24 protein-coding genes are annotated in these 26,572 nt (G+C 71.7%); 18 read left to right on the top strand and 6 right to left on the bottom strand.

The window, feature by feature from the left end:
- The 11 genes from OG207_RS28060 (at position 1) to OG207_RS28010 (ending at position 15,044) form a co-directional block, all read left to right on the top strand.
- Positions 1–945 carry a carbohydrate ABC transporter permease gene (locus OG207_RS28060; protein WP_329101994.1) on the top strand — a complete coding sequence of 315 codons (945 nt, stop codon included), beginning with the start codon at positions 1–3 and terminating at the stop codon, positions 943–945.
- Positions 942–1,796 carry a carbohydrate ABC transporter permease gene (locus OG207_RS28055; protein ID WP_329101992.1) on the top strand — a complete coding sequence of 285 codons (855 nt, stop codon included), beginning with the start codon at positions 942–944 and terminating at the stop codon, positions 1,794–1,796. The genes OG207_RS28060 and OG207_RS28055 overlap by 4 nt, the downstream gene beginning before the upstream one ends.
- 2 nt (positions 1,797–1,798) lie before the next feature.
- The gene (locus OG207_RS28050) at positions 1,799–3,064 is read left to right on the top strand and encodes a 6-phospho-beta-glucosidase (protein ID WP_329101990.1); all 1,266 of its coding nucleotides are present in this window, start codon (positions 1,799–1,801) and stop codon (positions 3,062–3,064) included.
- Entirely contained in the window at positions 3,055–4,044 is a 990-nt protein-coding gene (locus OG207_RS28045) for an N-acetylglucosamine kinase (RefSeq protein WP_329101988.1), read from the top strand. Before OG207_RS28050 ends, OG207_RS28045 begins: the two co-directional genes overlap by 10 nt.
- Positions 4,045–4,251: 207 nt before the next feature.
- On the top strand, positions 4,252–5,658 hold the full coding sequence (locus OG207_RS28040; RefSeq protein WP_402695053.1) for a hypothetical protein: 1,407 nt from the start codon (positions 4,252–4,254) through the stop codon (positions 5,656–5,658).
- 197 nt (positions 5,659–5,855) lie between these two features.
- Positions 5,856–6,803 carry a glutamate ABC transporter substrate-binding protein gene (locus OG207_RS28035; RefSeq protein WP_329107942.1) on the top strand — a complete coding sequence of 316 codons (948 nt, stop codon included), beginning with the start codon at positions 5,856–5,858 and terminating at the stop codon, positions 6,801–6,803.
- Positions 6,804–6,913: 110 nt separating this feature from the next.
- Positions 6,914–8,203 (top strand): hypothetical protein, encoded by a 1,290-nt coding sequence (locus OG207_RS28030; RefSeq protein WP_329107940.1) that lies wholly within the window; start codon positions 6,914–6,916, stop codon positions 8,201–8,203.
- Positions 8,200–11,034: a serine/threonine-protein kinase gene (locus OG207_RS28025; protein WP_329101986.1), complete on the top strand. Its 2,835-nt coding sequence runs from the start codon at positions 8,200–8,202 to the stop codon at positions 11,032–11,034. Before OG207_RS28030 ends, OG207_RS28025 begins: the two co-directional genes overlap by 4 nt.
- A gap of 3 nt (positions 11,035–11,037) precedes the next feature.
- Entirely contained in the window at positions 11,038–12,567 is a 1,530-nt protein-coding gene (locus OG207_RS28020) for a protein phosphatase 2C domain-containing protein (RefSeq protein WP_329101984.1), read from the top strand.
- Positions 12,568–12,627: 60 nt separating this feature from the next.
- Positions 12,628–13,962 carry a VWA domain-containing protein gene (locus OG207_RS28015; protein WP_329101982.1) on the top strand — a complete coding sequence of 445 codons (1,335 nt, stop codon included), beginning with the start codon at positions 12,628–12,630 and terminating at the stop codon, positions 13,960–13,962.
- A 47-nt stretch (positions 13,963–14,009) separates the two neighbouring features.
- Entirely contained in the window at positions 14,010–15,044 is a 1,035-nt protein-coding gene (locus OG207_RS28010) for an FHA domain-containing protein (RefSeq protein WP_329101980.1), read from the top strand.
- Position 15,045: 1 nt separating this feature from the next.
- Here OG207_RS28010 and OG207_RS28005 read toward each other — a convergent pair whose 3' ends face one another.
- Complete coding sequence (locus OG207_RS28005) at positions 15,046–16,035, bottom strand: methyltransferase domain-containing protein (RefSeq protein WP_329101979.1); 990 nt, start codon at positions 16,033–16,035, stop codon at positions 15,046–15,048.
- 104 nt (positions 16,036–16,139) lie between these two features.
- Between OG207_RS28005 and OG207_RS28000 the strand changes: the two genes are divergently transcribed.
- Positions 16,140–16,544 carry a globin gene (locus OG207_RS28000; RefSeq protein WP_329101977.1) on the top strand — a complete coding sequence of 135 codons (405 nt, stop codon included), beginning with the start codon at positions 16,140–16,142 and terminating at the stop codon, positions 16,542–16,544.
- A 15-nt stretch (positions 16,545–16,559) separates the two neighbouring features.
- Here OG207_RS28000 and OG207_RS27995 read toward each other — a convergent pair whose 3' ends face one another.
- From OG207_RS27995 to OG207_RS27975, 5 genes are all read right to left on the bottom strand, one after another.
- The gene (locus tag OG207_RS27995; RefSeq protein WP_329101975.1) at positions 16,560–17,273 is read right to left on the bottom strand and encodes a hypothetical protein; all 714 of its coding nucleotides are present in this window, start codon (positions 17,271–17,273) and stop codon (positions 16,560–16,562) included.
- Positions 17,270–17,719 (bottom strand): acyl-CoA thioesterase, encoded by a 450-nt coding sequence (locus tag OG207_RS27990; RefSeq protein WP_329101973.1) that lies wholly within the window; start codon positions 17,717–17,719, stop codon positions 17,270–17,272. Before OG207_RS27990 ends, OG207_RS27995 begins: the two co-directional genes overlap by 4 nt.
- A gap of 10 nt (positions 17,720–17,729) precedes the next feature.
- Positions 17,730–19,394, bottom strand: a complete 1,665-nt coding sequence (gene ettA, locus OG207_RS27985; RefSeq protein ID WP_329101970.1) for an energy-dependent translational throttle protein EttA — start codon at positions 19,392–19,394, stop codon at positions 17,730–17,732.
- A 230-nt stretch (positions 19,395–19,624) separates the two neighbouring features.
- On the bottom strand, positions 19,625–20,341 hold the full coding sequence (locus OG207_RS27980) for an HAD family hydrolase (RefSeq protein WP_329101969.1): 717 nt from the start codon (positions 20,339–20,341) through the stop codon (positions 19,625–19,627).
- Positions 20,325–21,191 (bottom strand): GntR family transcriptional regulator, encoded by an 867-nt coding sequence (locus OG207_RS27975; RefSeq protein ID WP_030760775.1) that lies wholly within the window; start codon positions 21,189–21,191, stop codon positions 20,325–20,327. The genes OG207_RS27980 and OG207_RS27975 overlap by 17 nt, the downstream gene beginning before the upstream one ends.
- A 500-nt stretch (positions 21,192–21,691) precedes the next feature.
- Here OG207_RS27975 and OG207_RS27970 point away from each other — a divergent pair, with 500 nt between their 5' ends.
- The 6 genes from OG207_RS27970 (at position 21,692) to OG207_RS27945 (ending at position 26,562) form a co-directional block, all read left to right on the top strand.
- On the top strand, positions 21,692–21,961 hold the full coding sequence (locus tag OG207_RS27970) for a DUF6284 family protein (RefSeq protein ID WP_329101967.1): 270 nt from the start codon (positions 21,692–21,694) through the stop codon (positions 21,959–21,961).
- A complete protein-coding gene (locus OG207_RS27965; protein ID WP_329101965.1) occupies positions 21,958–22,230 on the top strand; it encodes a hypothetical protein in 273 nt (90 codons plus the stop codon). Before OG207_RS27970 ends, OG207_RS27965 begins: the two co-directional genes overlap by 4 nt.
- Positions 22,231–22,286: 56 nt before the next feature.
- On the top strand, positions 22,287–23,291 hold the full coding sequence (locus OG207_RS27960) for a hypothetical protein (RefSeq protein ID WP_329107938.1): 1,005 nt from the start codon (positions 22,287–22,289) through the stop codon (positions 23,289–23,291).
- A 201-nt stretch (positions 23,292–23,492) separates the two neighbouring features.
- Positions 23,493–24,635 (top strand): tyrosine-type recombinase/integrase, encoded by a 1,143-nt coding sequence (locus tag OG207_RS27955; protein ID WP_329101963.1) that lies wholly within the window; start codon positions 23,493–23,495, stop codon positions 24,633–24,635.
- 3 nt (positions 24,636–24,638) lie between these two features.
- Positions 24,639–24,977, top strand: coding sequence for a helix-turn-helix domain-containing protein (locus tag OG207_RS27950; RefSeq protein ID WP_329101961.1), 339 nt, complete (start codon positions 24,639–24,641; stop codon positions 24,975–24,977).
- Positions 24,978–24,987: 10 nt separating this feature from the next.
- Positions 24,988–26,562 (top strand): hypothetical protein, encoded by a 1,575-nt coding sequence (locus tag OG207_RS27945; RefSeq protein ID WP_329101959.1) that lies wholly within the window; start codon positions 24,988–24,990, stop codon positions 26,560–26,562.
- Positions 26,563–26,572 lie beyond the last annotated feature (10 nt).

Raw genomic sequence — 26,572 nt, 5'->3', positions numbered from 1 at the left:
ATGACCGGCGCCCACCCCCTGCGCGCGAAGCGGCGGCGCTCCGCCCTGCGGACCACGGCCTTCCTGTCCCCCTGGCTGATCGGCTTCGCCGTCTTCTTCCTCTACCCGCTGCTGTCCACCCTGTACTTCTCCTTCACGCGGTACGACGGCTTCCGTCAGCCCGCCTTCAACGGCCTCGACAACTGGAGCTACGTCTTCACGGACTATCCGCTCTTCTGGCCGGCCATGCGCAACACGCTGTGGCTGGTCCTGGTGATGGTGACCTGCCGGGTCGCCTTCGGCCTCGGCATCGGCCTGCTCATCACGAAGATCAAGACGGGGGTCGGGATCTTCCGGACCCTGTTCTACCTGCCCTACCTGGCCCCGCCGGTCGCCGCGACCCTGGCCTTCGTCTTCCTGCTCAACCCCGGCACCGGCCCCGTCAACACCCTGCTGGACGCGGTGGGACTGCCCACCCCCGGCTGGTTCACCGACGCCGACTGGTCCAAGCCGGCCCTGACCGCCCTCGCCCTGTGGGGGGTCGGCGACCTGATGGTCATCTTCATGGCCGCGCTGCTCGACGTACCCAAGGAGCAGTACGAGGCCGCGGAGCTGGACGGGGCCGGCGCGTGGGCGCGGTTCCGGCACATCACCCTGCCCAACATCTCGCCGATCATCATGTTCGCCGTGGTCACCGGGGTGATCCAGGCCATGCAGTACTACGCCCAGCCGCTGGTGGCGGGGAAGGTCGCGGCCGGGGTGATCGGCGGCTCGGGCCAACAGTTCGAGCCGGGCTATCCCGACAAGTCCACCCTGACGCTGCCCCAGCTCGTCTACAACCTCGGGTTCCAGCGCTTCGACTACGGCACCGCGTGCGTCGTCGCGCTCGTCCTGTTCGCCCTCTCCATGGCCTTCACCGCGCTCCTGATGCGGCGCCGTGGCGGTCTGATCGGAGCAGGTGAATGAGCAGCGCGCACACCGGACGGAGATCCTCCAAGGCGGTACTGCACTGGGTCGGGGTGCACTCGCTCGGCGTGGCCGCCGCCCTCTTCTTCGTCCTCCCCTTCGTCTTCCTCCTCCTCACCTCCCTGATGGGCGAGCGGCAGGCCCTGACCCGCGACCTGTGGCCCGACACCTGGGAATGGGGCAACTACGCGAAGGTGTGGCACACCCCGGGCTTCCTGACCTGGTGGCGCAACACGCTCCTGTACGCCGGACTCGGCACCCTGTTGACCGTGGTCTCCTCCGTGCCCGTCGCGTACGCGCTCGCCAAGTTCCGCTTCCGCGGGCGGCGACTCGCGCTGCTCCTCGTGATCGCCATGATGATGCTGCCGCCGCAGGTGGTGGTCATCCCCATGTACCTCTTCTGGGCGAAGCAGCTCGACCTGTCGGGCACCCTGTGGCCGCTGATCGTCCCGATGGCCTTCGGCGACGCCTTCTCCATCTTCCTGCTCCGCCAGTTCCTGCTGACCATCCCCGACGAGTACCTGGACGCGGCCCGCGTCGACGGCTGCGGCGAGGTGCGCACCCTGCTGCGCGTCGTCCTGCCGATGGCCCGGCCCGGGATCGCCGCCGTCGCGCTCTTCCAGTTCTTCTGTGCCTGGAACGACTACTTCGGCCCGCAGATCTACGCCTCCGACAACCCGGCCGCCTGGACCCTCAGCTACGGACTGGAGTCCTTCAAGGGGGCGCACCACACCAACTGGAACCTGACGATGGCCGCGACCGTACTGGTCATGGCCCCGGTGATCGTCCTCTTCTTCTTCGCCCAGAAGGCGTTCGTCGAGGGAGTCACCCTGACCGGCGTGAAAGGCTGACGATGAAACTCGCAGTGGTGGGCGGCGGTTCCACCTACACCCCCGAACTGGTCGACGGCTTCGCGCGGCTGCGCGACACCCTGCCCGTCAGCGAGCTCGTACTGATCGACCCGGCCGCCGAACGGCTGGAGCTGATCGGCGGCCTGGCCCGGCGGATCTTCGCCCGGCAGGGCCACCCCGGACGCATCACCACCACCTCCGACCTCGACGCGGGCATCTCGGGGGCCGACGCGGTCCTGCTCCAGCTGCGCATCGGCGGGCAGGCCGCCCGGCTGCAGGACGAGACCTGGCCGCTGGAGTGCGGCTGCGTCGGTCAGGAGACCACGGGCGCGGGCGGGCTCGCCAAGGCGCTGCGCACGGTCCCGGTGGTCCTCGACATCGCCGAGCGGGTCCGGCGGACCAACCCGGACGCGTGGATCATCGACTTCACCAACCCGGTGGGGATCGTCACCCGGGCCCTCCTGCGGGCCGGGCACAAGGCCGTCGGTCTGTGCAACGTCGCCATCGGCCTCCAGCGGAAGTTCGCGGCGCTGCTGGACCTGGCGCCGGCCGACATCCACCTGGACCACGTGGGCCTCAACCACCTCACCTGGGAGCTCGGCGTGCGCCGGGGCGGCCCGGACGGCGAGGACCTGTTGGCGACCCTGCTCGCCGCGCACGGCGGGGCCGTCGCCGGGGACCTGCGGCTGCCCCGGGCGGTGCTGGACCGGCTCGGCGTCGTGCCCTCGTACTACTTGCGCTACTTCTACGCCCACGACGAGGTGGTCCGGGAGCTCGGGACCAAGCCCTCGCGGGCGGCCGAGGTCGCGGCGATGGAACGCGAACTGCTCGCCCTGTACGGGGATCCCGCGCTCGACGAGAAGCCGGCGCTGCTGGCGAAACGGGGCGGCGCCTTCTACTCCGAGGCCGCCGTGGACCTGGCCGCCTCCCTGCTGGGCGACGGCGGGCCGGCCGTACAGGTGGTCAACACGTCCAACAACGGCACGCTGCCCTTCCTGCCGGACGACGCGGTGATCGAGGTGCAGGCCCGCGTCGACGGATCCGGCCCCGTCCCGCTCGCGGTGCCCCGGTTGGACCCGCTGTTCTCCGGGCTGATCTCGCACGTGAGCGCGTACGAGGACCTCGCGCTGGACGCGGCCCTGCGCGGCGGGCGCGAGCGGGTCTTCAAGGCACTGCTGGCACACCCCCTCATCGGACAGTTCGACCTGGCCGAAGGGCTGACCGACCGGCTCCTCGCGCACAACAAGGAGCACCTGCCATGGGCGTGACCCTCCCCTCGGTGCTGGCGATGGACGCGGGCAACAGCAAGACGGACGTGGCGCTCCTCGCCCCGGACGGCTCGGTGTTGTGCTCCGGCCAGGCCGGGGGCTTCCAGCCGCCGCGCACGGGGGTGGCCGCGGCCGTCGACGTGCTGGCCGGGGCGATGGCCGACGCCGGGCTGCGCGCCGGCCCCGCGGCCGGGCCGTGGGCCGAGCGGGTGTCGGCGTGCCTGGCCAACGCCGACTTCCCGGTGGAGGAGCAGGAGCTGGCGCGGGAGATCGAGCGCCGCGGTTGGGGCCGCGCGACGGCGGTGCACAACGACACCTTCGCGCTGCTGCGCTCCGGGCTGCCGACGGGCGCCGACCCGTGCGGGGTCGCGGTGGTGTGCGGGGCGGGCATCAACTGCGTCGGGATGACCCCGGACGGGCGGACCGCCCGCTTCCCCGCGATCGGACGGATCTCCGGAGACTGGGGCGGTGGGGGCGGACTGGCCGAGGAGGCGCTCTGGTTCGCGGCCCGGGCCGAGGACGGGCGGGGCGGGCCGACGGAGCTGGCCCGGGCGCTGCCCGCGCACTTCGGCCACCCGTCGATGGCCTCGCTGATCGAGGCGATGCACCTGGGCCGGGTGGAGCACGCGCGGCGGCACGAGCTGACACCGGTGCTGTTCGCGGTGGCGGCCGCCGGGGACCCGGTGGCGCTGTCGCTGGTGCACCGGCAGGCGGACGAGGTGGTGGCCATGGCATCGGTGGCGCTGGGGCGCCTGGGCCTGCTGGAGCAGGAGGTACCGGTGGTGCTGGGTGGCAGTGTGCTGGCCGCCGGACACCCGCAGCTCAACGACCGGATCGCGGCGGGCCTCGCCGAACGGGCCCCGCGCGCCCGGATCCGCGTGATCACGGCGCCGCCGGTGCTCGGTGCCGGGCTGCTGGGCCTGGACGCGCTCGGCGCACCGCCCGAGGCCTATGAAAAACTCCGTACCCATTTCAGGTGAACCCGCCCCGGAAACCGTCCGGTCTGGAACCGTGGCGCCCATACGGACGTATTGACGGTGAAGGGGCGACGAAGGGGGCCCTCAGGGACGGATCGCCCTGGATCCAGCACCGGGTGCTGTGGTCGACCGGCACTACGGCCATACTGCTGCGCAGGGGGTACCTCCCAGCGTCGGCTGGAGGACGACAGGACCGAGGGGGAGGTCACGGTGGCGATCACATCACGCGCGCCCGCACCCGGGGGCGGTGCTTCCGTGCCGCCGGTCGGGCCGACGGCCGCGCCGCCCGACGGGCCGCCCGGGCGGACCGCCTGGGCGGAGGGCGTGGAGCGGCTGCGCGAGGCGGCGACCACCGAGCCGGGCCGGCTGCGGATCATCGGCGCGGTACTGGCCGCCCTGATCATGCTGTTCGGCACCGTGAGCGTCTGGGAGATCTCCGACCGGGCCGCGGCCGCCGACGACGTGGTGGGCCGCAGCCAGCCGCTGAGCGCGGACGCGGCGAGCATCTACCGCTCCCTGGCGGACGCCGACACGACCTCCTCCAGCGGGTTCCTGCTGGGGGCCCAGGAACCGCGCGAGGTCCGCCAGCGGTACGAGAAGGACATCGCCAACGCCTCCAAGCTGCTGGTGAGCGCGGCCGCCAACACCGGCGGCAACGAGGACTCCCGCCGGCAGATCACCCTGCTGAGCGAGCAGCTCCCTCGCTACACCGGCCTGATCGAGCAGGCCCGGGCCACCAACCGGCAGGGCCTGCCGCTGGGCGGGGCCTACCTCCGTTACGCCAACGAGCAGATGACCACCCAGCTGCTGCCCGCCGCCCAGCGGCTGTACGAGTCGGAGACCAAGCGGCTCTACACCGACCACGACGACGCCCGGTCCTGGCCGCTGGCCTCGATCGGTCTGGGCCTGCTCGCGGTCGCCGCCCTGGTCTGGGCGCAGCGGCGCAACTACCGGCACACGAACCGGGTCCTCAACCACGGACTGGTGGCCGCGACGGCCGCGTCGGTGGTGGTCCTGCTGTGGCTCGTCGTGGGACACACGGTGGCACGGTCCTCGTTGAGCGAGGCCCGGGCGGACGGGCAGGAGTCGATGAAGGTGCTCAACGACGCGCGGATCGCCTCCCTCCAGGCACGGGCCGGTGAGAACCTGACCCTGATCGCGCGGGGCGCCGTACTGGCCGAGGACAAGAAGTCCGACAAGTACGACGTGGACTTCACGAACAACATGAAGCAGTTGGACGCCGGGCTGGCGACCGCGCTGCGGCTCGCCGACGACGCGGCCGGCCGGGACCCCGTCAGCCGGGCCGAGGACGGCGTGAAGCAGTGGAAGCAGCGGCACACGGCGGCCCGGGAGGCGGACTTGAAGGGGGACTACGAGGCCGCTCTGCCCCAGGTCGTGGGGGACGAGAAGCACAAGGAGAGCAGCGGCGCCGCCTTCGACACGGTGGACGCCTCGCTGGAACAGGCCGTCGCCCACGAGCAGCGGGAGTTCACCCGGGCCGCCCAGGACGGGATCGGCGCGCTGGGCGGACTGGTGACGGGCGCCGCGGCCCTGGTGGTCGTCGGTGCGGCAGCAGCCCTGCTCGGCATCGGGCGCCGGCTCTCGGAGTACAGGTGAGCGCGATGCGGATACGAGCGGAGCGGGCCGCCGAAGGTCACGAGAACCACGGGAAGCACGGGAAGCACCGGAACCACGAGGCCCGGGAGAGCCGGGCGGGCCGGGCGGGCCGGGCCGGGCGGGCGGCGACCGCCGGCGCGGCGTCGGGCCTGCGCCGCGCCGCCGGCCGGCTGCGCGGCTGGGGCGGGGTGAGCGCGATGGCGATCGCCTGCGCGACGACCGCCGCAGTCGTCCTGCTGCCGTTGGCCCATGCGACGCCCGACACCGGCCGTCCCCTCCACAGGCCCGCCTCGATGGCGGCGGCCCCGGCCGCGCCCTGGGCCCTCGCCGACACCTGCCAGGACCCCGAGGCCAGCCTGCGCCCCTCCGACGTGGACGGGGCGGCCATCGCGCGGATCAAGGCGGCCGGCAAGCTCGTCGCCGGAGTGGACCAGAACAGCTTCCGCTGGGGCTACCGCAACCAGACCGCCGAGGGCAGCCGCCTCGACGGCTTCGACATCGATCTGGTGAAGGCCATCGCCAAGGACATCCTGGGCGACGAGAACGCGGTCATCTACCGGGCCATCCCCACCAGTCAGCGCATCCCCGCCCTCCAGGAGGGGCGCGTCGACATCGTCGTACGGACCATGACCATCAACTGCAAGCGGCTGGAGGACGTCGCCTTCTCGACGGCCTACTTCGAGGCCGGGCAGCAGGTGCTGGCGCCCAAGGGTTCGCCGATCACCGGGTACGACACCTCGCTGAAGGACCGGCGGATCTGTTTCGCGGCCGGTTCCACGGCGGAGGCCGCCCTGAAGGCCCAGTCGTACGGCTCGGTGCCGGTCACCGTCGCCAACCAGCTGGACTGCCTGGTCCGGCTGCAGCTGGGCGAGGTCGACGGCATCATCACGGACAACGCCCTCGCGGCCGGTCAGGCCGCCCAGGACCCGTCGGTGCAGCTGGTGGGTTCACCCTTCACCCGTGAGTTCTACGGGGTGGCGATGAACAAGGACGCCCCGGACCTGGTCCGCCGGGTCAACAGGGTGCTGGAGAACTACCGTGCGGGCGGCGGTGACAGCCCGTGGATGAAGGCGTACCTCAAGCACCTGCAGCCCGTGCTGCCCGGTGTGACGGCGCCCCCCGCACCCAAGTACCGGGACGGCTGAGCCCCGTGACGGTTTCGGGCACGGGACCGGGCGCGGGGCAGGATACGAGGACGGACACGGAGGCGGCGGCGGAAGCGGAGGCACAGTCGGTGGAGGTGGGGTCTGCAGTGATGGACCGGGACGACGTCGACCGCGCCCTGGCCCGGTTGGGCGCCGAGCACGAGGCCGTCGAGACCTCGCTGCTCGCCCTCCAGGACCACGCCGGACGCCGGCTGCTGGAGGGCGCCGCGCTGAGCGGGACCACCAAGGAGCGGTGGACGACCGCCGACGCGGACATCACCCGGCTGTGGACGTACTTCGACGCCTACAGCGGGGCCCTGACCGCCGCCCGGGAGGTACGGGAGCGGCGCCGCTGGCCGAACCGCGAGGACCTGATCGAGCTGACCGAGCGGCTGCGCGGGCCCGGAGTGCTGATCGCCGGGGCCGCCGCCGAGGGCGTCGCGCTGGCGGAGCGGCTCTCGCTCGCCGAGCTGGTGGCCCGGATGAACGGCCTGTACGCGCGCTCGCTGGACGTGGTGGTCGCCGCCGACGCCGTCTGGTCGGCGCTGCCCGCCCGGATCGACCTGCTCGCCGCCGAGCTGCACCGCACCCGCTCGCTGGCCCACTCGGTGGGCGTGCGGCCGGGCGAGCACCCCTCCGGCGACGACCTGGAGGACATCACCGCCGAGCTGACGGAGCTGCGCACCCGGGTGATCGCGGACCCGCTGGCCTTCTGGCTGCCGGCGACGGGCAGCTCCGCGCCCGGCGGCGGCCGTCCGGACACCGGCCGCTACGACCGGGCCGCGCTCGCACTGGAGGACGTACGCCGTGAGATCGAGGCGGTGCTGGACGTACGGCAGGACGCCGAGCAGCGGCTGATCGCCCTGCGGGACGTGCTCTCACGGGCCGACCGGACCCTGGCGGAGGCGCGGACCGCGCGCGGCGAGGTACTGGCGAAGATCGCCGCGTCCGAGGTGCCCGCGGTGAGCGGCCCGCCCACGGTGCTCCAAGAACAGCTCGCGGCGGCGGCCGAGCACCGGCGCCAGGCCCGCTGGCACCGGCTCTCACCCCTGCTGGAATCGCTGGAGGAGCGCGCCGATGAGGAACTCCGGCGGGCCCGTGAATCGTTGACCGCCGTGACGGCGCCCCTGGCCGTGCGGGCCGAGCTGCGCGGGCGGCTCGACGCGTACAAGGCGAAGGTGGCCCGCCACGGAATGGCGGAGGACCGCCTGCTGATCGAGCGGTACGACGCCGCCCGGCGGATGTTGTGGAGTGCGCCCTGCGACCTGCGGGCCGCCGAGCAGGCCGTCCTGCGCTATCAACAGGCGACGGCGGAGTCGTTGGCGCCGCCCCAGGACCGGCCCGAGCAAGGGCGACACCAGGAACAGCGGCCCGCGGGGCCGGGGGAGGAAGACGCATGAGCCTGATCGGAACCGTGTGCGTTCGTCCCGGCTGCCCCGGAACGTACGAGGACATGGGCGGCGGCGAGGTCTACTGCGACACGTGCGGGCTGGCCCCGATCGGTTCGATCGCGGCGGGCGCGGACGAACTCGTGTCGCCGCCGACGGGGATGACGAGCGCGGCCCGGGGCTCCCTGGGCTCCGGCGGCACCCGCGGCTCGATGGGCTCGCAGGGCTCCCACGGCTCGGCGCGGTCATCGGCCTCGGCGCGCTCCTCCCGGTCCTCCTCCTCGCACCGCTCGGTGTCCGGGCGGCTGTCGCGCTCGGTGTCGGGGACCACGTCCACCCGTTCGGTGTCGGTGCGCAGTTCGGGCTCGGCCGCCTCGGGCCGCAGCCGGCTGGGCGCCGGACTGGTCAACGTGCCGGAGGTGCCGCGTCCGAATCCTTCGACCGCGGTCCTGGAGAACCCGGAGGTGCCGGAGCGCAAGCGGTTCTGCTCGCGCTCGGACTGCGGGGCCCCGGTGGGTCGCGCCCGGGGCGACCGTCCGGGCCGGACGGAAGGGTTCTGCACCAAGTGCGGGCACCCGTACTCCTTCGTGCCCAAGCTGCGCTCCGGTGATGTGGTGCGCGGCCAGTACGAGGTGGCGGGCTGCCTCGCGCACGGCGGCCTCGGCTGGGTGTACCTGGCGGTGGACCGGGCGGTCGCGGACCGGTGGGTGGTGCTCAAGGGCCTGCTGGACACCGGTGACCAGGACGCGATGGAGGCCGCGATCTCGGAGCGGCGCTTCCTCGCGGAGATCGAGCACTCCAACATCGTGCGGATCTACAACTTCGTGGAGCACCTGGACCAGCGGACCGGTTCGCTGGACGGGTACATCGTCATGGAGTACGTCGGCGGCAAGTCGCTGAAGGAGATCGCGAACGAGCGGCGCCGGCCGGACGGGCGGCGCGACCCGCTGCCGGTGGAGCAGGCGTGCGCCTACGGCATCGAGGCGCTGGAGGCGCTCGGCCACCTGCACAGCAGGAACCTCCTGTACTGCGACTTCAAGGTCGACAACGCGATCCAGCAGCAGGACCAGCTGAAGCTGATCGACATGGGCGCGGTACGGCGGATGGACGACGCCGAGTCGGCCATCTACGGCACGGTGGGCTACCAGGCCCCCGAGGTCGCGGAGCTGGGCCCCTCGGTCGCCTCCGACCTCTACACGGTGGCGCGGACACTGGCCGTGCTGACCTTCGACTTCCAGGGCTACACCAATGTGTTCGTGGATTCGCTGCCGGATCCGGAGCACATCGAGGTGTTCCGGCGGTACGAGTCCTTCTACCGGCTGCTGGTCCGGGCCACCGACCCGGACCCGGGGCGGCGGTTCTCGTCCGCGCAGGAGATGGCGGACCAGCTGACGGGCGTGCTGCGGGAGGTGGTCGCCCTGCAGACGGGACGGCCGCGGCCGCAGCTGTCTACCCTCTTCGGCCCGGAGCTGCGGGTTCCGGACACCCAGCTGTTCGCCGACGCGGCCGACACCGCCGTCTCCCGGCTGGGCTACCGGCCGATCGCCCCGCGGCGCGGCGGCGGCGGGTTGTTCCGGCTCGCCGGCCGCGGCCGGTCCGCGGCCGGAGCGCACGCGCCCGGCGGCACCGCCCTGCCCGCGGGGAACGCCGTCGGGGCGCCCGGCTCGCCGGGCCGGGCACCCATCATTGGCACCCCGCCGAACGCGGGCTCCGGCAGCGCGGCGGGCGGCGCCGGCCCGGTACCGCCGGCCGGGGCGGGGGTGGCCGCGCTCGGAACCACCGCCACGCACGTGACCGGTGCGCCGGTGCCGGGTCCGCGACCCGCGCCGCCCGCTGCGGTCCAGGGCGCGGGGGCCGCGGCTTGGACCGGGGCCGGGGCCGCGCCCGCACTCCTGCCCCTGGAGCCGGCCTCCGCGAGAGCGACGCCCCTCGACGCGCGCGACACCGCGCTGGCCCTGCCCGTACCGCTGGTGGACGCGGCCGACCCGAACGCCGGGTTCCTGACGGGTCTGCTGGCCTCCGCGCCGGGCGACCTGTTGGGCGCCCTGAACGCGGCGCCGGCCGACTCGGCCGAGTTGCGGCTGCGGGAGCTGCGGGCCCGCCTGGAGCTGGGCGAACTGTCCGAGGCCGGACGCACCCTGGCGGAGCTGGAGGCCCGGCACCCGGACGACTGGCGGGTGGTGTGGGCCCGGGGCATCGCCTCGTTGGCCACCGGTGACGACGAGATAGCGGCCCTGTCCTTCGACGCGATCTACGACGCCTTCCCGGGCGAGCCCGCGCCGAAGCTGGCCCTCGGGCTGTGCGCGGAGGTGCTGGGTCAGCTGGACAACGCCGCGGAGTACTACCGCCTCGTGTGGATCACCGACCCGGGATTCGTGAGCGCGGCCTTCGGACTGGCCCGTGTCCAACTGGCCGCCGGGGACCGGGACGCAGCCGTGCGCACGCTGGAATCCGTACCGGAAGCGTCCATCCACTACACCGCCGCGCGGGTGGCAGCCGTACGGGCACGTCTGCGCGACCGGTCCCCGCAGGAGCCGCTGTTGGCCGACCTGGCGGCCGCAGCGGACCAGGTGGAGGCCCTGCGGCGGTTCGGGCTGGACCCGGAGCGGCAGGAGCGGCTCCGGGCGGAGGTTCTGGGCTCGGCCCTGGACTGGGTACTGTCGGGTAGCCGGGGTTCCGACCCCGGCCGGACCTCGCTGCTCGGCAGTCAACTGGACGAGCGGGGCCTGCGCTTCGGACTGGAGCGCTCGTACCGCGTCCTCGCACGGCTGGCGCGGCGTGGCGAGGAAAGGATCGAACTGGTGGAGCGGGCAAACCGTTTCCGTCCCCGGACGTGGGTGTGAGTGATGTCGATGCATCGGCTGTCGGGCTGCCCCAGCTGCGCGGAACCCCTGGAGGAGGGTGACCGTTTCTGCGGCGTCTGCGGCTACGCCGTGAGCGCTCCTCCCCCGGCCGCCGTGGACCACCCGACCATCCCCATCCCACCGGCACCGCCAGCGCCGCCGGCCCCATCGGCGCCGCCGGCCCGGCCGGCCGCCGCGGGCGCCGCGGCGGGCGGTTACGGGAGCCCGGCCCCCGGCGTCCCGCACGCCGCGGCCGAGCCCGCCCCCGGCTGGGGCAGCGTGGCAGCGGCCGCGCCGACGCTGGTCGGCGATCCGGGTGCCTGGATCACCACGCCGGCTGAACCGGAGCCGGAACGGGAACCTCGGCAGGGTCCGGTGGGGGTCACGTACGCGACCTCCGGCCACGGGAACCCCTACGGCACCGGCACCCCGCCGGAAGGCACCCCGTGGGGCGCGGCGGAGCACCCGTACGGCGCCGCGGACATCCCCGAGACCCGCCACGACCGGCCCGGGGGCGACCCCGGCACGCCTCCGGAGGGGACGCCCTGGGGGCCGGGCGAAGCCCCGTACGAGAATCCGCCCCAGCCCGGCGGACCGGCCGGCGGGAAGACCTGCGTCGCCTGCCGCGCCGGGCACGTCGACACCGACGGGTACTGCGAGCACTGCGGGCACGCGCAGCCCCGCGAGCGCGACCACATCGAGGAGGAACTCGGGAGCGTCGCCGCCGTCACCGACCGGGGCCTGCGCCACCACCGCAACGAGGACTCGTTCGCCGTGTCGGCCACCGCCCTGCCCGACGGCTCCGCCGCCACCGTGGCCATCGTCTGCGACGGCGTCTCCTCCGCCAGCCGCCCCGACGAGGCGTCGGCCGCCGCGGCCGTCGCCGCCAACGAGGCGCTGCTCGAAGCGCTCCCGCGCGGCGCCCACCCCCAGGAGGCCATGCACGAGGCCATCCTGGCCGCCGCCCGGGCGGTGAACGCCCTGGCCCCGGAGACCCCCGGCGCGCAGAACGCCCCCGCCTGCACCCTGGTCGGCGCCGTCATCGGAGGTGGCCTGCTGACCATCGGCTGGGTGGGCGACAGCCGCGCCTACTGGGTCCCCGACGACCGCGCCGCCCTGCCCCGCCGCCTCACCGAGGACGACTCCTGGGCCGCCCAGATGGTCGCCGCCGGTCTGATGGGCGAGGCCGAGGCCTACGCGGACGTCCGCGCGCACGCCATCACCGGCTGGCTGGGGGCCGACGCGTACGACCTCGACCCGCACACCGCGACCTTCAAGCCCGACCACCCCGGTGTGGTGGTGGTCTGCACCGACGGACTGTGGAACTACGCGGAATCCGCGCGGGAGATGGCCCAGGTGGTACCCGCCGACGCCGCGACCCGCCCGCTGCACAGCGCCCAGGTACTCGTGGGGTACGCGCTCGACGGCGGCGGCCACGACAACGTCACCGTGGCGGTCGTGCCGTTCGCCACGCACCCCGAGCAGGAACCGGGACCGGATGCGGAGCCGGGCCCGGCGGCAGGACCGGAATAGGAAGTGGAAGCGCGCCCGCAGGTCTGACCCGCCTGCCCGAGCCCCCTAGGAGTCCAACCGATGGCGAATTTCGCCAAGCCGAGTGCCCCACGGTTCAGCGTGGAGGTGTATCAGAACGAGTTCCTCCCCGAGGGCGGACGGGACGTCCACGCCATCGTCACGGTCACCGCCACCGGCGGTGCCACCGCCACGCGCGCGCCGGTCGCCGACGGCACGGCGGCCGTGGTGCTTATGGTCGACTGCTCGGGGTCCATGGAGTACCCGCCGGAGAAGATGCGCGGCGCCCGTGAAGCCACGGCCGCCGCCATCGACACCCTGCGCGACGGCACCGCCTTCGCCGTGATCGCCGGTACGCACGTGGCCAAGGAGGTCTACCCCGGCCAGGGCCGCCTCGCGATCGCGGACGCGAGCACCCGTGCCCGGGCCAAGGAGGCCCTGCGCGGGCTGAGCTCCGGCGGCGGCACCGCCATCGGCACCTGGCTGCGCCTCGCCGACGGCCTGCTGCGCGGCTCCACCGCCGCCATCCGGCACGGCATCCTGCTCACCGACGGCCGCAACGAGCACGAGGAGCCGGCCGTGCTCCGCGCCACCCTCGACGCGTGCGCGGGCCGCTTCACGTGCGACGCCCGTGGGGTGGGCACTGACTGGGACGTCAAGGAGGTCACCGGGATCGCGCACGCGCTGCTCGGCTCCGCCGACATCGTGGCCGACCCGGCCCACCTCGCCGAGGACTTCACGCGCATGATGGAGAACGTCATGGGCAAGGAGGTCGCGGACGTCGCGCTGCGCCTGTGGACCCCGGTCGGCGTGGAGATCCAGTACGTCAAGCAGGTGGCTCCCGTCCTCCAGGACCTGACCGACCGCCGCAGCGAGGCGGGCCCGCGCGCCGGCGACTACCCGACCGGGTCATGGGGCGACGAGTCCCGCGAGTACCACGTATGCGTCCGCGTCCCGACGGCCACCGTGGGCCAGGAGATGCTCGCCGCCCGCGCCACGCTCGTGCTGCCGGCCGCGGCGGGCGGGCCGGACGAGAAGCCGACCGTCCTGGCCCAGGGCCTGGTGCGCGCTGTGTGGACGAACGATCTGGCGGCCTCCACCGCCATCAACGCGCAGGTCGCCCACTACACCGGACAGGCGGAACTGGCAGAGGCTATCCAGCAGGGCCTGGAAGCCCGCAAAATGGGCGATGTGGGTAGTGCCACGGCCAAGCTGGGGCGTGCGGTACAACTGGCGAGTTCTTCCGGAAACGCCGACACGGCACGACTCCTGGCGAAGGTGGTGGATGTGGTGGACGCAGTGGCGGGTACTGTGCGGCTGAAAGCGAAGGTCGCCGATGCCGACGAGATGACTCTTGACACGCGTTCGACGCAGACCGTCCGAGTGAAGAAGACCTGAGAAGACCTGACGTGATGACGCAGGGAGAAGAAGGGGGAAGCGCCGCCATGCCGACCTGCCCGAACGGGCACCAGTCCGCGTCCGACGACTGGTGCGAGGTCTGCGGCCATCGCATGTCTGCCTCGGAGGGACCGCCGCCGGTGCCCTCCTACGGCTACGGCTTCCCCCCGACCGCCGGTGAACCGACCGCCCAGGCCGAGCTCTGCCCGCAGTGCCGGACCCCGCGCGAAGCCATGGCCCCGTTCTGCGAGGAATGCCGCTACAACTACCTCACCCGTACCCCGACTTCGTACGCGCCGCCGACCCCGGAACCGGGACCCCAGGCGACCGGTGTCGGCGTCGGTGGCGGTGCCGGGGGCCGCGGTACGCCTCCGCCGCCCGTGCCCGCTCCCGGGACCTACTCCCAGGACCACTTCGAGTACCAGGGCTCGCGGCCGTCCCGGGTCAACCGGCCGGCCGAGCCGCTCCAGCGCGAGGACGACTGGCTGCTGCCGCCGCCCGCGCACGAGTCGCCGCTGGAGTACCAGCAGGCCCCGCAGCCCCAGTACCAGCAGCAGCCCCCGCCGCAACAACAGCGGGAGTACCAGCAGGAGTACCAGCAGCAGGGACCGCCGCCCCAGCAGCAGTACCAGCAGCAGTCTCCGCCGCAGCACCAGCCCTTCCCGCCCCAGGGCGGGGGCGCCTGGAGCGCGACGGTCGGCCCCGACCGCTCGTACTTCATGGCGATGATGCAGCGCAGCGGCCCCGAGGCCGCCGGGCTCAACCTGCCCGCCTACTCCCCGGAGCAGCACCTTGCGCTGTCCGGCGGCCAGATCACCATCGGCCGCCGCCGGGCCTCCACGGGCGAGTCCCCCGACATCGACCTGTCGGTGCCCCCGGAGGACCCGGGCGTCTCCCACCAGCACGCGGTGCTCGTCCAGCAGCCCGACCTCAGCTGGGCGGTGGTGGACCAGAACTCCACCAACGGCACCACCATCAACGGCGGCGAGGAACCGATCCAGCCCTACGTCCCGGTCCCCCTCACCGACGGCGACCGCGTCCACGTGGGCGCCTGGACGACGATCACGATCCGCCGCGGCTGATTCATCCCTCCCCCAGGGGCCACACGTACGGCCCCTGGGGATCGTCCAGCCATGACCATTGGCCCTCGGTGCTGACCGAGACCCCGAAGCGTTCGCGGGCCGGGCGGCCCTCGCGGCGCCACAGGTCCAGGGCCTCGCGGGGGTGCAGTGCGCCCGCGGTCAGCACGAGCATGAACTGGAAGCGCTCGTTCTCCACCCACTCGTACGGCAGCCCGTACTCCGCGGCGGCCGGGGCGGGCGGCGGGGTGGCCGTGGCCCCGCGCAGCGGGACGAAGTACGCCGACGTGTGCAGGAAGTTTCCCTCGGCGAAACCGGCGTCCCGGACGGTCAGCGCGATCAGGCCGGTCGACAGCGGCGCCAGGATCCGTGCCCCCGGCCGGCACTGGCCGAGCCAGGCGTGCGGGACCAGGGGCAGCGTGCAGGTCACCATGATCCGGTCGAACGGAGCCCGGGCGGGGCAGCCGCGCGCCCCGTCCCCGGTGACCACCACCGGGTGGTAGCCGAGCTCGGCCAGGTGCGTCCGCGCGGACTCGGTGATCTCCTCGTCCAGGTCGACGGTGGTGACGTGCTCCTCGCCGAGCCGGTGGCAGAGCAGGGCCGCGTTGTAGCCGGTGCCCGCGCCGATCTCCAGGACGTCGTCGCCGTCGCGCACGTCGAGGGCGGCCAGCATCTTCGCCATCAGGGACGGCTGGCTGCTGGAGGAGACCTGCAGGCCGTCGCGCATCCGCGTCGCCAGCGGGGTGTCGACGTAGACCCCGCGGAGCCAGCGGGCCCGACGCTCGGGGTCGGGGTCCTCGGCCCACAGCCGCTCGTGACCGGCGCCGCGGCCGGTCCAGAAGTACGGGACGAACACGTGCCGGGGCACGGCGGCGAAGGCCGCCCGCCAGCGCGGATCCTCCAGCACGCCGGCGGCGGTCAGCTCCCGCACCTGGGCTGCGTGCGCGGTCTCCCGCAGGTCCCGTGTCTCGGTGTGCGCGGTGTGTGCGGCCATGCCTCCACTGTCCTGCGCCGGGCCGCCGCGTGCGAACGCGAGGGGGACCGGGGGGTGGTCCTAGGACCTCGGTCCTGGATCCGGGCGTCTGAGACGATGGTCGGGTGAATGAGATTCCGCGGGGCACGCTTCACGAGCAGACCTTCTACGAGCAGGTGGGCGGCGAGGACACCTTCCGCCGCCTCGTCCGGCGCTTCTACGAGGGGGTCGCGGAGGACCCGCTGCTGCGCCCGATGTACCCGGAGGAGGACCTGGGCCCCGCCGAGGAGCGGTTCGCGCTGTTCCTGATGCAGTACTGGGGTGGTCCGACCACCTACAGCCAGCACCGCGGCCACCCGCGCCTGCGGATGCGGCACGCGCCGTTCCAGGTCGACACGGCCGCTCACGACGCGTGGCTGCGGCACATGCGGGTCGCGCTGGACGAGCTGGGCCTGGCGCCGGAGCACGAGGCGCAGCTGTGGAAGTACCTGACGTACGCCGCCGCCTCGATGATCAATACGGCGGGATAGCGGACGCTACGGGACTCAGACCGGCCGGACTTGGAGGGCGCCCAGGCCGCCGGTGACGCCGGGGCGGCGCATGGCGACGGAGCCGTACGGGGTGCGCAGCCGCAGCCAGGTCCCGGAGGCGAGCAGTGCCACGGGGGCGGGGGCGTCGGGCTGGGCGGCGGGGGCGGGCACGGCGGCCCGTACCGGCCGCAGGAAGCCCAGGGACTGCGCGGCGTGCACGGCGCGCAGCGGGAGCTCGGTGTCGCCCAGGGTGCGGGACCAGATCTCGCGGCCGATGCGGTCGCGCTCGGACCGGGTCCGGTGCTGCACGGGCAGGGCCTCGTCCCGGGCCCGGAACTCGGCGACGGCGGCGGCCACGGCCGCTCCCATCGCCTCGGGGCCGGGCAGCCCCGGAACCTGTCGCCAGCCGCCGCGGGGCGGGAGCACGCCGGCCCAGGGCGGTCCGGTGACCGGCGCGGGCACGGTGGCCTCGGCCGAGGCCTCGTCCACGGACTCCAGCAGCTCACCGGCGGACACCGTCAGGTCCAGCGGCATCGCGACGGGTGCGGCGAGCCGCACCGAACGGACGGCCAGGATGTCGAAGGACGGCGGCCGTCCGAAGACGGCGAGCGCGCCGCCGCCGGCCTGGAGGCGTACGGCGGCGGCGCGGTCGTAGTGCACCAGCCGGCCCAGGAAGGCGGCGAGGTCCGCCGCCTCCCCGGAATCGGCGAAGCGCAACTGGTCGTTCATGCCGCGACGGCCTCGGCGCGCGGCTCGTCGAGGTACTCCTCGAGGAAGTGCCTCTCCTCGGCCGTGATGCGGCGGGGCCGCCCCGCAGCGAGGTTGTAGGGCACGATCACCGTCTCGGCCCGCACGTAGACCGTCTCGGGCGCGTCCTCGGTCGCCTCGTCCTTGACCTCGTAGCGGATGGTCAGGGACGCGGCGCCTATCCGGGTCACCCAGGACTCGATGAGGACGGGCTCGTGACGGTGCACGAGGGGCAGCTTGTAGTCGATCTCGTGACGGGCCACGACGGACCCGCCGGTGAAGGACTCACTGCCCTCCCCCGGCGCGAGGCGGAACATGAAGTCGATCCGCGCCTCCTCCAGATAGCGGAGGAAGACGACGTTGTTGACGTGCCCGAAGGCATCCATGTCCGCCCAACGCAAGGGGCACCGGTAGTGGTGTCTGGCCATGACGGCGACCTCAGCCTCGGGTGAGCTTCTTGTAGGTGGCGCGGTGCGGACGGGTGGCGTCCGGGCCGAGCCGCTCGATCTTGTTCTTCTCGTAGGACTCGAAGTTGCCCTCGAACCAGAACCACTTCGAGTCGCCCTCGTACGCCAGGATGTGCGTGGCGACCCGGTCCAGGAACCAGCGGTCGTGGGAGACGACCACGGCCGCACCCGGGAACTCCAGCAGCGCGTTCTCGAGCGAGGACAGGGTCTCGACGTCGAGGTCGTTGGTGGGCTCGTCGAGGAGCAGCAGGTTGCCGCCCTGCTTGAGGGTGAGCGCCAGGTTGAGGCGGTTGCGCTCACCACCGGAGAGCACACCGGCCGGCTTCTGCTGGTCCGGACCCTTGAAGCCGAAGGCGCTGACGTACGCGCGGGACGGCATCTCGACGTTGCCGACGTTGATGTAGTCCAGCTCGTCCGACACGACCGCCCAGAGGGTCTTCTTGGGGTCGATGTTGGCGCGGCCCTGGTCCACGTACGAGATCTTGACGGTCTCGCCGACCTTGATCTCGCCGGAGTCCGGGGTCTCGAGGCCCTGGATCATCTTGAAGAGCGTGGTCTTGCCGGCGCCGTTCGGGCCGATGATGCCGACGATGCCGTTGCGCGGCAGCGTGAACGACAGGTCGTCGATGAGGACCTTGTCGCCGAACGCCTTCGAGAGGTTGTTGACCTCGACCACGATCGAGCCCAGGCGCGGGCCCGGCGGGATCTGGATCTCCTCGAAGTCGAGCTTGCGCATCTTGTCGGCCTCGGCCGCCATCTCCTCGTAGCGAGCGAGACGGGCCTTGGACTTCGCCTGGCGGCCCTTGGCGTTGGAGCGGACCCACTCCAGCTCTTCCTTGAGGCGCTTGGCGCGCTTCTCGTCCTTCTTGCCCTCGACCTTGAGGCGCTCGGACTTCTTCTCCAGGTAGGTGGAGTAGTTGCCCTCGTACGGGTGGGCGCGGCCGCGGTCGAGCTCGAGGATCCACTCGGCGACGTTGTCGAGGAAGTAGCGGTCGTGGGTGACGGCCACGACGGCGCCCTTGTACTGGGCCAGGTGCTGCTCCAGCCAGTTCACGGACTCGGCGTCGAGGTGGTTGGTGGGCTCGTCGAGGAGCAGCAGGTCGGGAGCCTCCAGCAGCAGCTTGCAGAGGGCCACGCGGCGCTTCTCACCACCGGAGAGGGTGGTGACCGGCCAGTCGCCGGGCGGGCAGCCCAGGGCGTCCATGGCCTGCTCCAGCTGGGCGTCCAGGTCCCACGCGTTGGCGTGGTCCAGGTCGTCCTGGAGCTTGCCCATCTCTTCCATCAGCTCGTCGGTGTAGTTCGTCGCCATTTCCTCGGCGATCGCGTTGAACCGGTTGAGCTTGGTCTTGATCTCGCCGACACCGTCCTCGACGTTCTCGAGGACCGTCTTGGACTCGTCGAGCTTGGGCTCCTGCATGAGGATGCCGACGGAGTAGCCGGGAGAGAGGAAGGCGTCACCGTTCGACGGCTGCTCCAGACCCGCCATGATCTTGAGGACGGTGGACTTACCGGCGCCGTTCGGGCCGACCACACCGATCTTCGCGCCGGGCAGGAAGTTCAGGAAGACGTCGTCAAGAATCACCTTGTCGCCGTGCGCCTTGCGCGTCTTGCGCATGGTGTAGATGAACTCAGCCAAGAGAAACCGTCCGGCAGATCGATGGTGGGCAGATACACCCCATCTTGCCAGGCGTCCATACCCCGGGGGAAACGCGTATGGCCCGGGGGCCCTGACCTGGGGTCGAAAGTCAGGGGCCCCGCGCGATCGTGGGCGTCGTTGGTCGTCGGTGGGCGTCCTTGGGCCACCTCCGACGGCCCAGAGACGGCCCAGCTCCGGACCGCCCGTCCTGACCTCTACGCAGGTAGAGGCTACGGGAGCTGGTCTGCGGCAGCCGCCGAAGCGAGCGCGTCCGCGACGGCCTCCATGCTCTGCACCACGACGTCCGCGCCGGCGTCGGCAAGCGTCGAGTGCTTCCGCGGCTTGTTAGCGAATCCGATGCTGCGGGTGCCCGCGGCCCGGGCTGCCTCTACGTCCGTGGTCGAATCCCCGATCAGCACAGTGGCGGCGGGCTCGACATCCAGGGCAGCGGCTGCGGCGAGCAGCGGGTGCGGAGCGGGCTTCATGAGGTCCGGCCGCAGCACCGGCCGCCCGACTACGACCTCGACCGCCCCGGCGATGCCGTGGAGCTCCAGATACTCCCGAACGCACTCGGCTGAGTTGTTGCTCACCACGGCGACGCGCCGATCCGATGCACGGGCGGCCTTGAGCGCCTGCACGGCGCCGGCCACCGGCGGCCCGGCAACCTTGACCGCGGCGACTTCGGCCGTCGTCAGCGCTGCCTCCACCGCGGCAAGGAGGTCCGCTCCGCCCTCCTGCGAGAGCCGGTGGATCTCCATCGGGTCGTCCGTCGCGCGGGCACGGTCCGCGAGGGACGGCGCACGGGTCGCGACGATGCCGGCCAGTTCGACTGCTACCTGCGGGGCAGGCAGCCCTCCGAACACGTCACAGACGGGTCCGTCGAAGTCGAAGAGCACCCCGGCGGACGCCCCGATGACGTCAGCCAGAGCCTCAGAGGGTGTGGGCATCGGCGTCCCTCGCGATCGTGTCCCAGATGCTGTCGAACCACATGCGCGCCTGCTCGACCTGCTGTGCGCCACTGGACGAGTCGCCGTCGTTCATCGAGTGGTGGAAGAGGATCGTGTCCTTGCCGACAAGGTCGAAGATCTCGACGGCCTCGCCCTGCGCCACGACCTTGTTCGGCCTGATCGGGTAGTACCCGAAGAACGCGTCCTCGTTGTTGATCACGTACAGCTTGAAGAACTGCGTACCACTGTGGACGCGCACACTGACGCTGCTCTCCTGGACCAGCCCGAGGTGGCTCAGCTCGCTTATGGCGTCCGAGATGCTGCGGGTGTAGCCGACCATGATGTCGTGCATCCGGCTGCGCAGCCGGGCGTCGTCCGCGCAGTCCTCACGCCGGACAGGAGCCGCCTGCGGCACGGCCATGTCCGGCACCAGGATGCGAATCCGGATGCTGGTCGGGGTGAGCCGACCGATCCGGATCTTGTCCAGCGGCTCTTGAAGTGCGCCGTGCAGGGTCTCGCTGGAGAACCCCGCGAAATCGATCGTGACGTTGCGACTGGCGAAAGCCTGCTCGACGTACGGCCGCAGGCCCGCCGGCCGCTCAGTGCGGTTGCGGACGAACACGCCGCTCCCCTTGCGGGAGACGACCAGCCCCTCGTCTTCGAGGTCCCGGAGCGCCCGCTGAATCGTGGCGCGAGCGAAGCCGTAGTGGTCCGTCAGCATCTTGTGCGACGGCAGCTTCTCGCCAGGGCCGAGCTTCCGCGTTCGGATCGCGGCTCCGAGACTGCGCGCCACCTGCTCGTACGGCGGCCGGTCGTCGTCCGGGTCCAGGGGTTCAAGCGCAAAGGTCATGGCCCGATGCTACGGCCAACCTGACTATTTGAGCAGCTTGGATAGCCAGATGTTGACGTGGCTAGCCAAGCTGGTTACGTTATCCCCATGCCCACCGGGCTAGCCAAGTAAGTCAGGCTGGAACGGGTGAGCTGTGCCCTTATGGCGCAGGTCAGGGCATCGAGGCCCGCGAAAGCGGGGCGAGGGTGGTGGGCAGCCGCGCAGCTTTCGGGCGCGGTCCTTGGCAGCCCATACGGCAGGCGGTCTCTGCCTACAACGGGGCCCTAGCGAGCTGTTCCTTGATCCGGCAGCCGCGTCCCCGAATCGAGACCACCCCAATCCTGCGGCCTTGCCGCGGCCGGTTGCCTCCTCCGCCCGTCCGGCGCTTCTGGGCCGTACGGGCGGGGTCGAGGGAAGCCGGTGTGCTTCCTGCTTCACCCAACGCATGCAGTGCAGCCCCCGGCGTTCCCGCGCCGAGGGCTGCTGTCGAGTCCCGTTCCTCCACAGAAGGAGCAAGACCCATGAAGTCCATCGCTGCACTTCACGACGCTGTTACCCCGTGGTCCGACGGTTTGGAGCCGTCGGACGCGGAGCTGGACGCGATCGAGGCGGAGATGTCGGTCATCTCCGCCGAGGTCGAGTTGCTGGACGTGCTGATCGTCCTGCTGCATCAGCCGCCGACCCAGATTCACAGTCGGCGCATCCGGCGGGCGCACCGGAAGGTGATGGCGGCCCGCCGGGACGCGGCCAACTGCGCCGTCGGTACGCAGGTCTCGGGGGACGCGGCATGAACGAGCGCACCGACGCGGCTCACGTCGCCCTGCTGGAAGCGATCGTGGAAGCACTGGACCTGCCGTTGCCGTCGATCGAGGTGGCGGACGAGCGTCTCTACTACCGGCTGCTGGAGCGCCGGGCGCTCGCCGTGCGGATCATCATCGAATCCAACCGAGCTGTCACCCGGGACCCCCGGCGGGCCGCGGACGCGATCCGCACCCGAACCGCCGAGGAGCCCATCACCTACACCCCCTTCAAGGAAGAGAAGAACGGGGGATACCGGTGAGCGGCCGGCCGTTGACGGGAGTCCAGAAGTTCGTCCTCGCCCTCGCGTTCGCCCCGATGCTGGCCACGGGCGGGGCCGGGGGGTACGGGACGTACTCCAACATGAAGGGCGCCTATAACTCCGGTACCGCGCTCGGCGCGGTCGCCGCGGGTGAAGGTGCCACCGCCGTCCTGGCGCTGGTGCTGCTGGGGTTGACCATGCTGGGGCAGTCCTCCCCGGCGGCGGTCCGCGCTGGGCTGTGGGCTCTGCCGGCCGCCGCGTCGGCCATGTCTGCGGTCGCCGCTCCGGACGGGCCCCGCACCGTCATCTACGCGATCACCCCGATGGGTATGTCGGTCTCGGCCGAGGGCATGGCCTTCCTGGCCCGGCGGATCGTGGTCCACGTCGATGGCCGGGATGCCGAGGCCGAAGCGCGGGCGGCTGCCGTGGTCCAGGCCCTGGCCTACCACCGTGCCCGCGCGGCCAACCACCCCGACAAGAAGATCCGGAAGCGGTCGGATCGGACGTCGTGGCGTCTGGCCCGCAAGGTCGGTACCGCGGACACGACGCTCGGGGCGCGACTGTTGGAGGTTCAGCGGGAGCGCATCACCACCGGCGCGGACGTCGCCCTCAGCGACATGTTCGCCATCCCCCTCACACCCCCGGTCGAGCCCGTCACGGGTGGCCGTGACGCCGTCACGGCGGCCGTGACTCCCGCCCTCCCCCGGGTGCCCGAACCGGACTCCGGGGAGGGTGGCGTCACGGGTGGGCGTGACGGAGAAGACACGCAGGTCAACGACCCGCTGACGGGCCTGGACGAGGAGGGCGTCACGCCTGCCGTCACGCCCGTGACTCTTGACGAGGTCGCCACGATCGCCGGGGTGTCCACACCGCTGATCGGGGAGCCCCTCACCCACGAGCAGATGGTGGTCGTGCTCCGCTATCTGCGCTACTCCGCCGACCCGCCCCTGTCCTACCGGCAGACCGCCGCCGCGTTCCGGGAGTCCGGATTCACCGGCGGCGAATCCCGGATCCGGGGGGCCTGGGCGACGCTCATGGCCCAGGAAGAAAGCCCCCGGTGAGCACCCTGCCAACTGGAGTTCACGCGGGTTCGTCACCGCCTCTTGTACGGGGATCAGAGCAAGTGGGGAGGTGAGGGCCTTCTTGTTGGTTGTCATCCGTCCGTGTCGAGTTTCCCGAGTTGCTGGCAGATTCTGCGAGTTCGGCCAGTAACTTGCGGGGCTATGCGGGATTCAGGAAGTCGCCGCCGTCTGACCTTGCTCATGGGGCAGCCGGAGGACGGCAATGTGCAAGGCCCCGGCGGGCCGGAGGGCAGCGGCCTGGCGGACGTGCAGGTGCTGCAGCGCCGGGCTGCCGCACAGACCTGTGCCGTCGATGAGCAGGGCTTCTACCTGGACACCGTGTCCGAGTATCTGTGGGCCCGGGACGTCGCCGGACTGGCTCCCACCACGTTGGAGAAGCTGGTCCGGCCGGTAATGGAGCTGTGCTCCTTCTACGACCTGGTGCCGTGGCGGCTCACGCCGCGGCATGTCGACCGGTTCTATGCCGGGCAAGAACGTCGGCGGGCCCGCTCGACGGTGCGGAGCAAGCTGGTCAAGGTCGACAGCTACTTCGCGTTCCTGGAGCAGCGCTACGCCGGTGAGATCGCCCGGAGGTTCGGTGCGACTGTCGAGTCGCCGGTCGACTCCTTCAACAGGCCGGTCCACCGTGGTGACTTCGGACTGCGGATCCCTCCGTCGCAACGAGCGCTGACGGAGTGCTTCACCAAGTGGCGGGCGTCGCTTCCGGCGGCGCGCAAGTACCAGGTGGCCGTACGCGACTACGTGATGGCCAAGATTGCTTATGTCTCGGGGGTCCGTGCGAGCGAGTTGTGCGCGGTCCGTCTCGGAGACATTCACTGGGAGCTGGGGCAGTGGGGCCGGTTCGTCGTCCAGGGCAAGGGGGCCGGCGGTTCGGGCAAGCGTGAAAGGCAGGCCTACCTGTTCGCGGAGGGACGCGAGCTGCTGTGGTGGTACATCGAAGAGATCCGCGGCTCGTTCAGCGACGACATCTCGGACCCGGCCGCACCGCTGTTCCCCTCCGAGCGGCGGCCGCGGGCGCTGGCTGCCGTGAACATCGCCGTGGGCATGCCGGTGCAGCCCGACGCCTTCCGCAAGGCGCTCAGGACTGCCGGCGAGCTCTACCTTCCCGGGCCGGTGACCTGCCTGATCCCCCATTTGCTGAGGCATGCGCGGGCGACTCATCTTTATGAGAGCGGCATGGCGCTCTGGGACGTCCAGAAGGTCCTTGGCCATATCTGGGCCAGCACTACGGTCGGGTATCTCTCGACCGTCCAGGCGGACCCGGAGCTGGCTGCCTTGCAGTCAGCACGCCGGGCGGTCCGCCGGCTGAGCATGGAGGCATGAACGATGAAGTGGAATCTGCGGATGGTCGCCGCCCAGCGTGACATCTGGCGGCCGACGCAGCTGCAGGCAGTCCTAGCCGAGGTGGGGTTCACGCCCTCCCTGAGCAAGGTCGCGGCTTTGTGGAGCGGCAAGCCGGTCACGGTCCGGCTGGAGGACCTGGACAAGATCTGTGCGGCACTGGACTGCACCGTCGCTGACCTGATGCAGGCCGAGCCGGAGTCCTACCTCTCCTCGCGGGAGCAGGGCGAACGCCGGGTGGCGGGCGCCCGGCCCGATCACGGCCCGGCGGTCCGGCCCGTTCCCGGCACCGGCCGCGGTCTGCGCGGACTGCCGCCCAACTGAGATCCAGGACATGATGCACTGGCGCCAGGTGGTCTTCCGCTTCACCGCTGAGCTGCCCATTCCCCATTCCCACTGGCGCCCGTGGTCACCGGAACCGAGCGTGCCTGTCGTCCGTGATGATCCACGGGTCTGCCCGGTGCAGGTGCCCGGTCAGCTTGCCTGGCCGGCCCCGCCCCGGACGCTGACCGTGGATCACGCACACCGGATCGCGGACCGCGATTTCGTGGAATTGCCCGCTCTCTCCGCGGCGATCACGCAGATGGCGTCCGAGCGGGATCTGAGCGACGCGTGGGAAAGGCTCGCTCTTCACATGGTCCGTCTCGCCCTCGCCGGCCGGGAAGCCGGACAGACCTTGGTGCGCGAGCAGGACATCGCACAACTTCCTCAACTTCGCGGGCCAGTGGTTGAGCTGTTCCGCCGCACGCGGCTTCTGGGACGGCGCCCCAACAGCTGGCATCTCGCACTCCACCCCCACCAGCCTCCCGTCAGCTGTGAGCACTGCCTGTCCTGGTCCGGCACCACGTCGAAACTGTGCTCAGCCTGCAAGAACTGGCGGAAGTTCAACGAGCGGGGTGGGTGCCGGCGCTGCCACCGCATCCTCCCGCTGTCCCTGGGACGCTGCCGGCGCTGCCGCGTCGTCCAGCTGGAGCAGACCCTGGCGGGCGCCCCTGTCCCGGACCAGCTCTGGTTCGGCGGCGAGATCGACATCTACGCGAACAAGATCGGCCGCGATCTCAACACTGCACGACGGCACCAGGCCCAGCAGACCAGGGCAGCCCGCCGCTACTGGCCCGAGCATCTGATCGATCCTGCCCAGCTCGAACTCTTCCCCGTTCCGGCACGGGACTGGAAGAAGCTCCAGGACCCTGGCCTGCTGAAGATCAGCCCCGCGGCACAGGCAATCGTTGACGAACTCGACCAGCTCGCCCGAGCCCAGGCGTGGACCTCCGCGACCCGCAAGAAGAGCCTTCGCACCCTGCGGGTGCTGCTGGGCTGGCTCGGCATCCAGACCCCGATCCTCGAACGCGACGTCTACGCGGTCGGACGTATGACTCCGTACTACAACGCCGTCCGTGTCGCCGGGTTCCTCCAGCTCAAAGGCCTGCTGGCCTTGGACTCACACGCGATCGGAGCCGACGAAGCATCCGTTCAGCGCTGGACGGCACAAGCGCCGCCGCAGTTCCAGGCAGACCTCCAGGCCTGGGTGGCCGTGCTCCGGGGCAACGGCAAACGGTCCTCCCCGCCCATGCCCTGGAACACGGTCCGCGGCTACATGCTCAATGTCGTGGCCGTCTTGGATGCCTGGGACCACTTCACCTCGCTCAACGAAGTCACCGAGAAGGAGGTGAAGACCGCAGCCGTCAACTACTCCTACTTCACAGGGCTGCGGTCGCTCTTCAGAGCCTTGCGGCGCGAGCGCCGTATCTTTCGCGACCCAGCCCGAAACGTGCACCTCAAGGCCCCCGTCAGAGTCCCCCGGGCCATCCCTTCAGACCGGCTCAGGGGGCTCTTGGACCACGTCCCCGGCGCCAAGGACAAACTCGCCCTCGCCTTGATCGCTGTCTACGGCATCCGCCCCAAGTAGGTCGCAGAGA

Source organism: Streptomyces sp. NBC_01439, from assembly GCF_036227605.1.
In the GTDB taxonomy this organism is placed as follows: Bacteria; Actinomycetota; Actinomycetes; order Streptomycetales; family Streptomycetaceae; genus Streptomyces.
This window is presented reverse-complemented; position numbering and strand designations above follow the sequence as displayed.

Bases quoted from the DNA above. Each gene is read 5' to 3' on its own strand.
- OG207_RS28060 (WP_329101994.1), top strand. From the start codon at position 1: ATGACCGGCGCCCACCCCCTGCGCGCGAAGCGGCGGCGCTCCGCCCTG.
- OG207_RS28055 (WP_329101992.1), top strand. From the start codon at position 942: ATGAGCAGCGCGCACACCGGACGGAGATCCTCCAAGGCGGTACTGCAC.
- OG207_RS28050 (WP_329101990.1), top strand. From the start codon at position 1,799: ATGAAACTCGCAGTGGTGGGCGGCGGTTCCACCTACACCCCCGAACTG.
- OG207_RS28045 (WP_329101988.1), top strand. From the start codon at position 3,055: ATGGGCGTGACCCTCCCCTCGGTGCTGGCGATGGACGCGGGCAACAGC.
- OG207_RS28035 (WP_329107942.1), top strand. From the start codon at position 5,856: ATGGCGATCGCCTGCGCGACGACCGCCGCAGTCGTCCTGCTGCCGTTG.
- OG207_RS28030 (WP_329107940.1), top strand. From the start codon at position 6,914: ATGGACCGGGACGACGTCGACCGCGCCCTGGCCCGGTTGGGCGCCGAG.
- OG207_RS28025 (WP_329101986.1), top strand. From the start codon at position 8,200: ATGAGCCTGATCGGAACCGTGTGCGTTCGTCCCGGCTGCCCCGGAACG.
- OG207_RS28020 (WP_329101984.1), top strand. From the start codon at position 11,038: ATGTCGATGCATCGGCTGTCGGGCTGCCCCAGCTGCGCGGAACCCCTG.
- OG207_RS28015 (WP_329101982.1), top strand. From the start codon at position 12,628: ATGGCGAATTTCGCCAAGCCGAGTGCCCCACGGTTCAGCGTGGAGGTG.
- OG207_RS28010 (WP_329101980.1), top strand. From the start codon at position 14,010: ATGCCGACCTGCCCGAACGGGCACCAGTCCGCGTCCGACGACTGGTGC.
- OG207_RS28005 (WP_329101979.1), bottom strand. From the start codon at position 16,035: ATGGCCGCACACACCGCGCACACCGAGACACGGGACCTGCGGGAGACC.
- OG207_RS27995 (WP_329101975.1), bottom strand. From the start codon at position 17,273: ATGAACGACCAGTTGCGCTTCGCCGATTCCGGGGAGGCGGCGGACCTC.
- OG207_RS27990 (WP_329101973.1), bottom strand. From the start codon at position 17,719: ATGGCCAGACACCACTACCGGTGCCCCTTGCGTTGGGCGGACATGGAT.
- OG207_RS27980 (WP_329101969.1), bottom strand. From the start codon at position 20,341: ATGCCCACACCCTCTGAGGCTCTGGCTGACGTCATCGGGGCGTCCGCC.
- OG207_RS27975 (WP_030760775.1), bottom strand. From the start codon at position 21,191: ATGACCTTTGCGCTTGAACCCCTGGACCCGGACGACGACCGGCCGCCG.
- OG207_RS27970 (WP_329101967.1), top strand. From the start codon at position 21,692: ATGAAGTCCATCGCTGCACTTCACGACGCTGTTACCCCGTGGTCCGAC.
- OG207_RS27965 (WP_329101965.1), top strand. From the start codon at position 21,958: ATGAACGAGCGCACCGACGCGGCTCACGTCGCCCTGCTGGAAGCGATC.
- OG207_RS27960 (WP_329107938.1), top strand. From the start codon at position 22,287: ATGCTGGCCACGGGCGGGGCCGGGGGGTACGGGACGTACTCCAACATG.
- OG207_RS27955 (WP_329101963.1), top strand. From the start codon at position 23,493: ATGGGGCAGCCGGAGGACGGCAATGTGCAAGGCCCCGGCGGGCCGGAG.
- OG207_RS27950 (WP_329101961.1), top strand. From the start codon at position 24,639: ATGAAGTGGAATCTGCGGATGGTCGCCGCCCAGCGTGACATCTGGCGG.
- OG207_RS27945 (WP_329101959.1), top strand. From the start codon at position 24,988: ATGATGCACTGGCGCCAGGTGGTCTTCCGCTTCACCGCTGAGCTGCCC.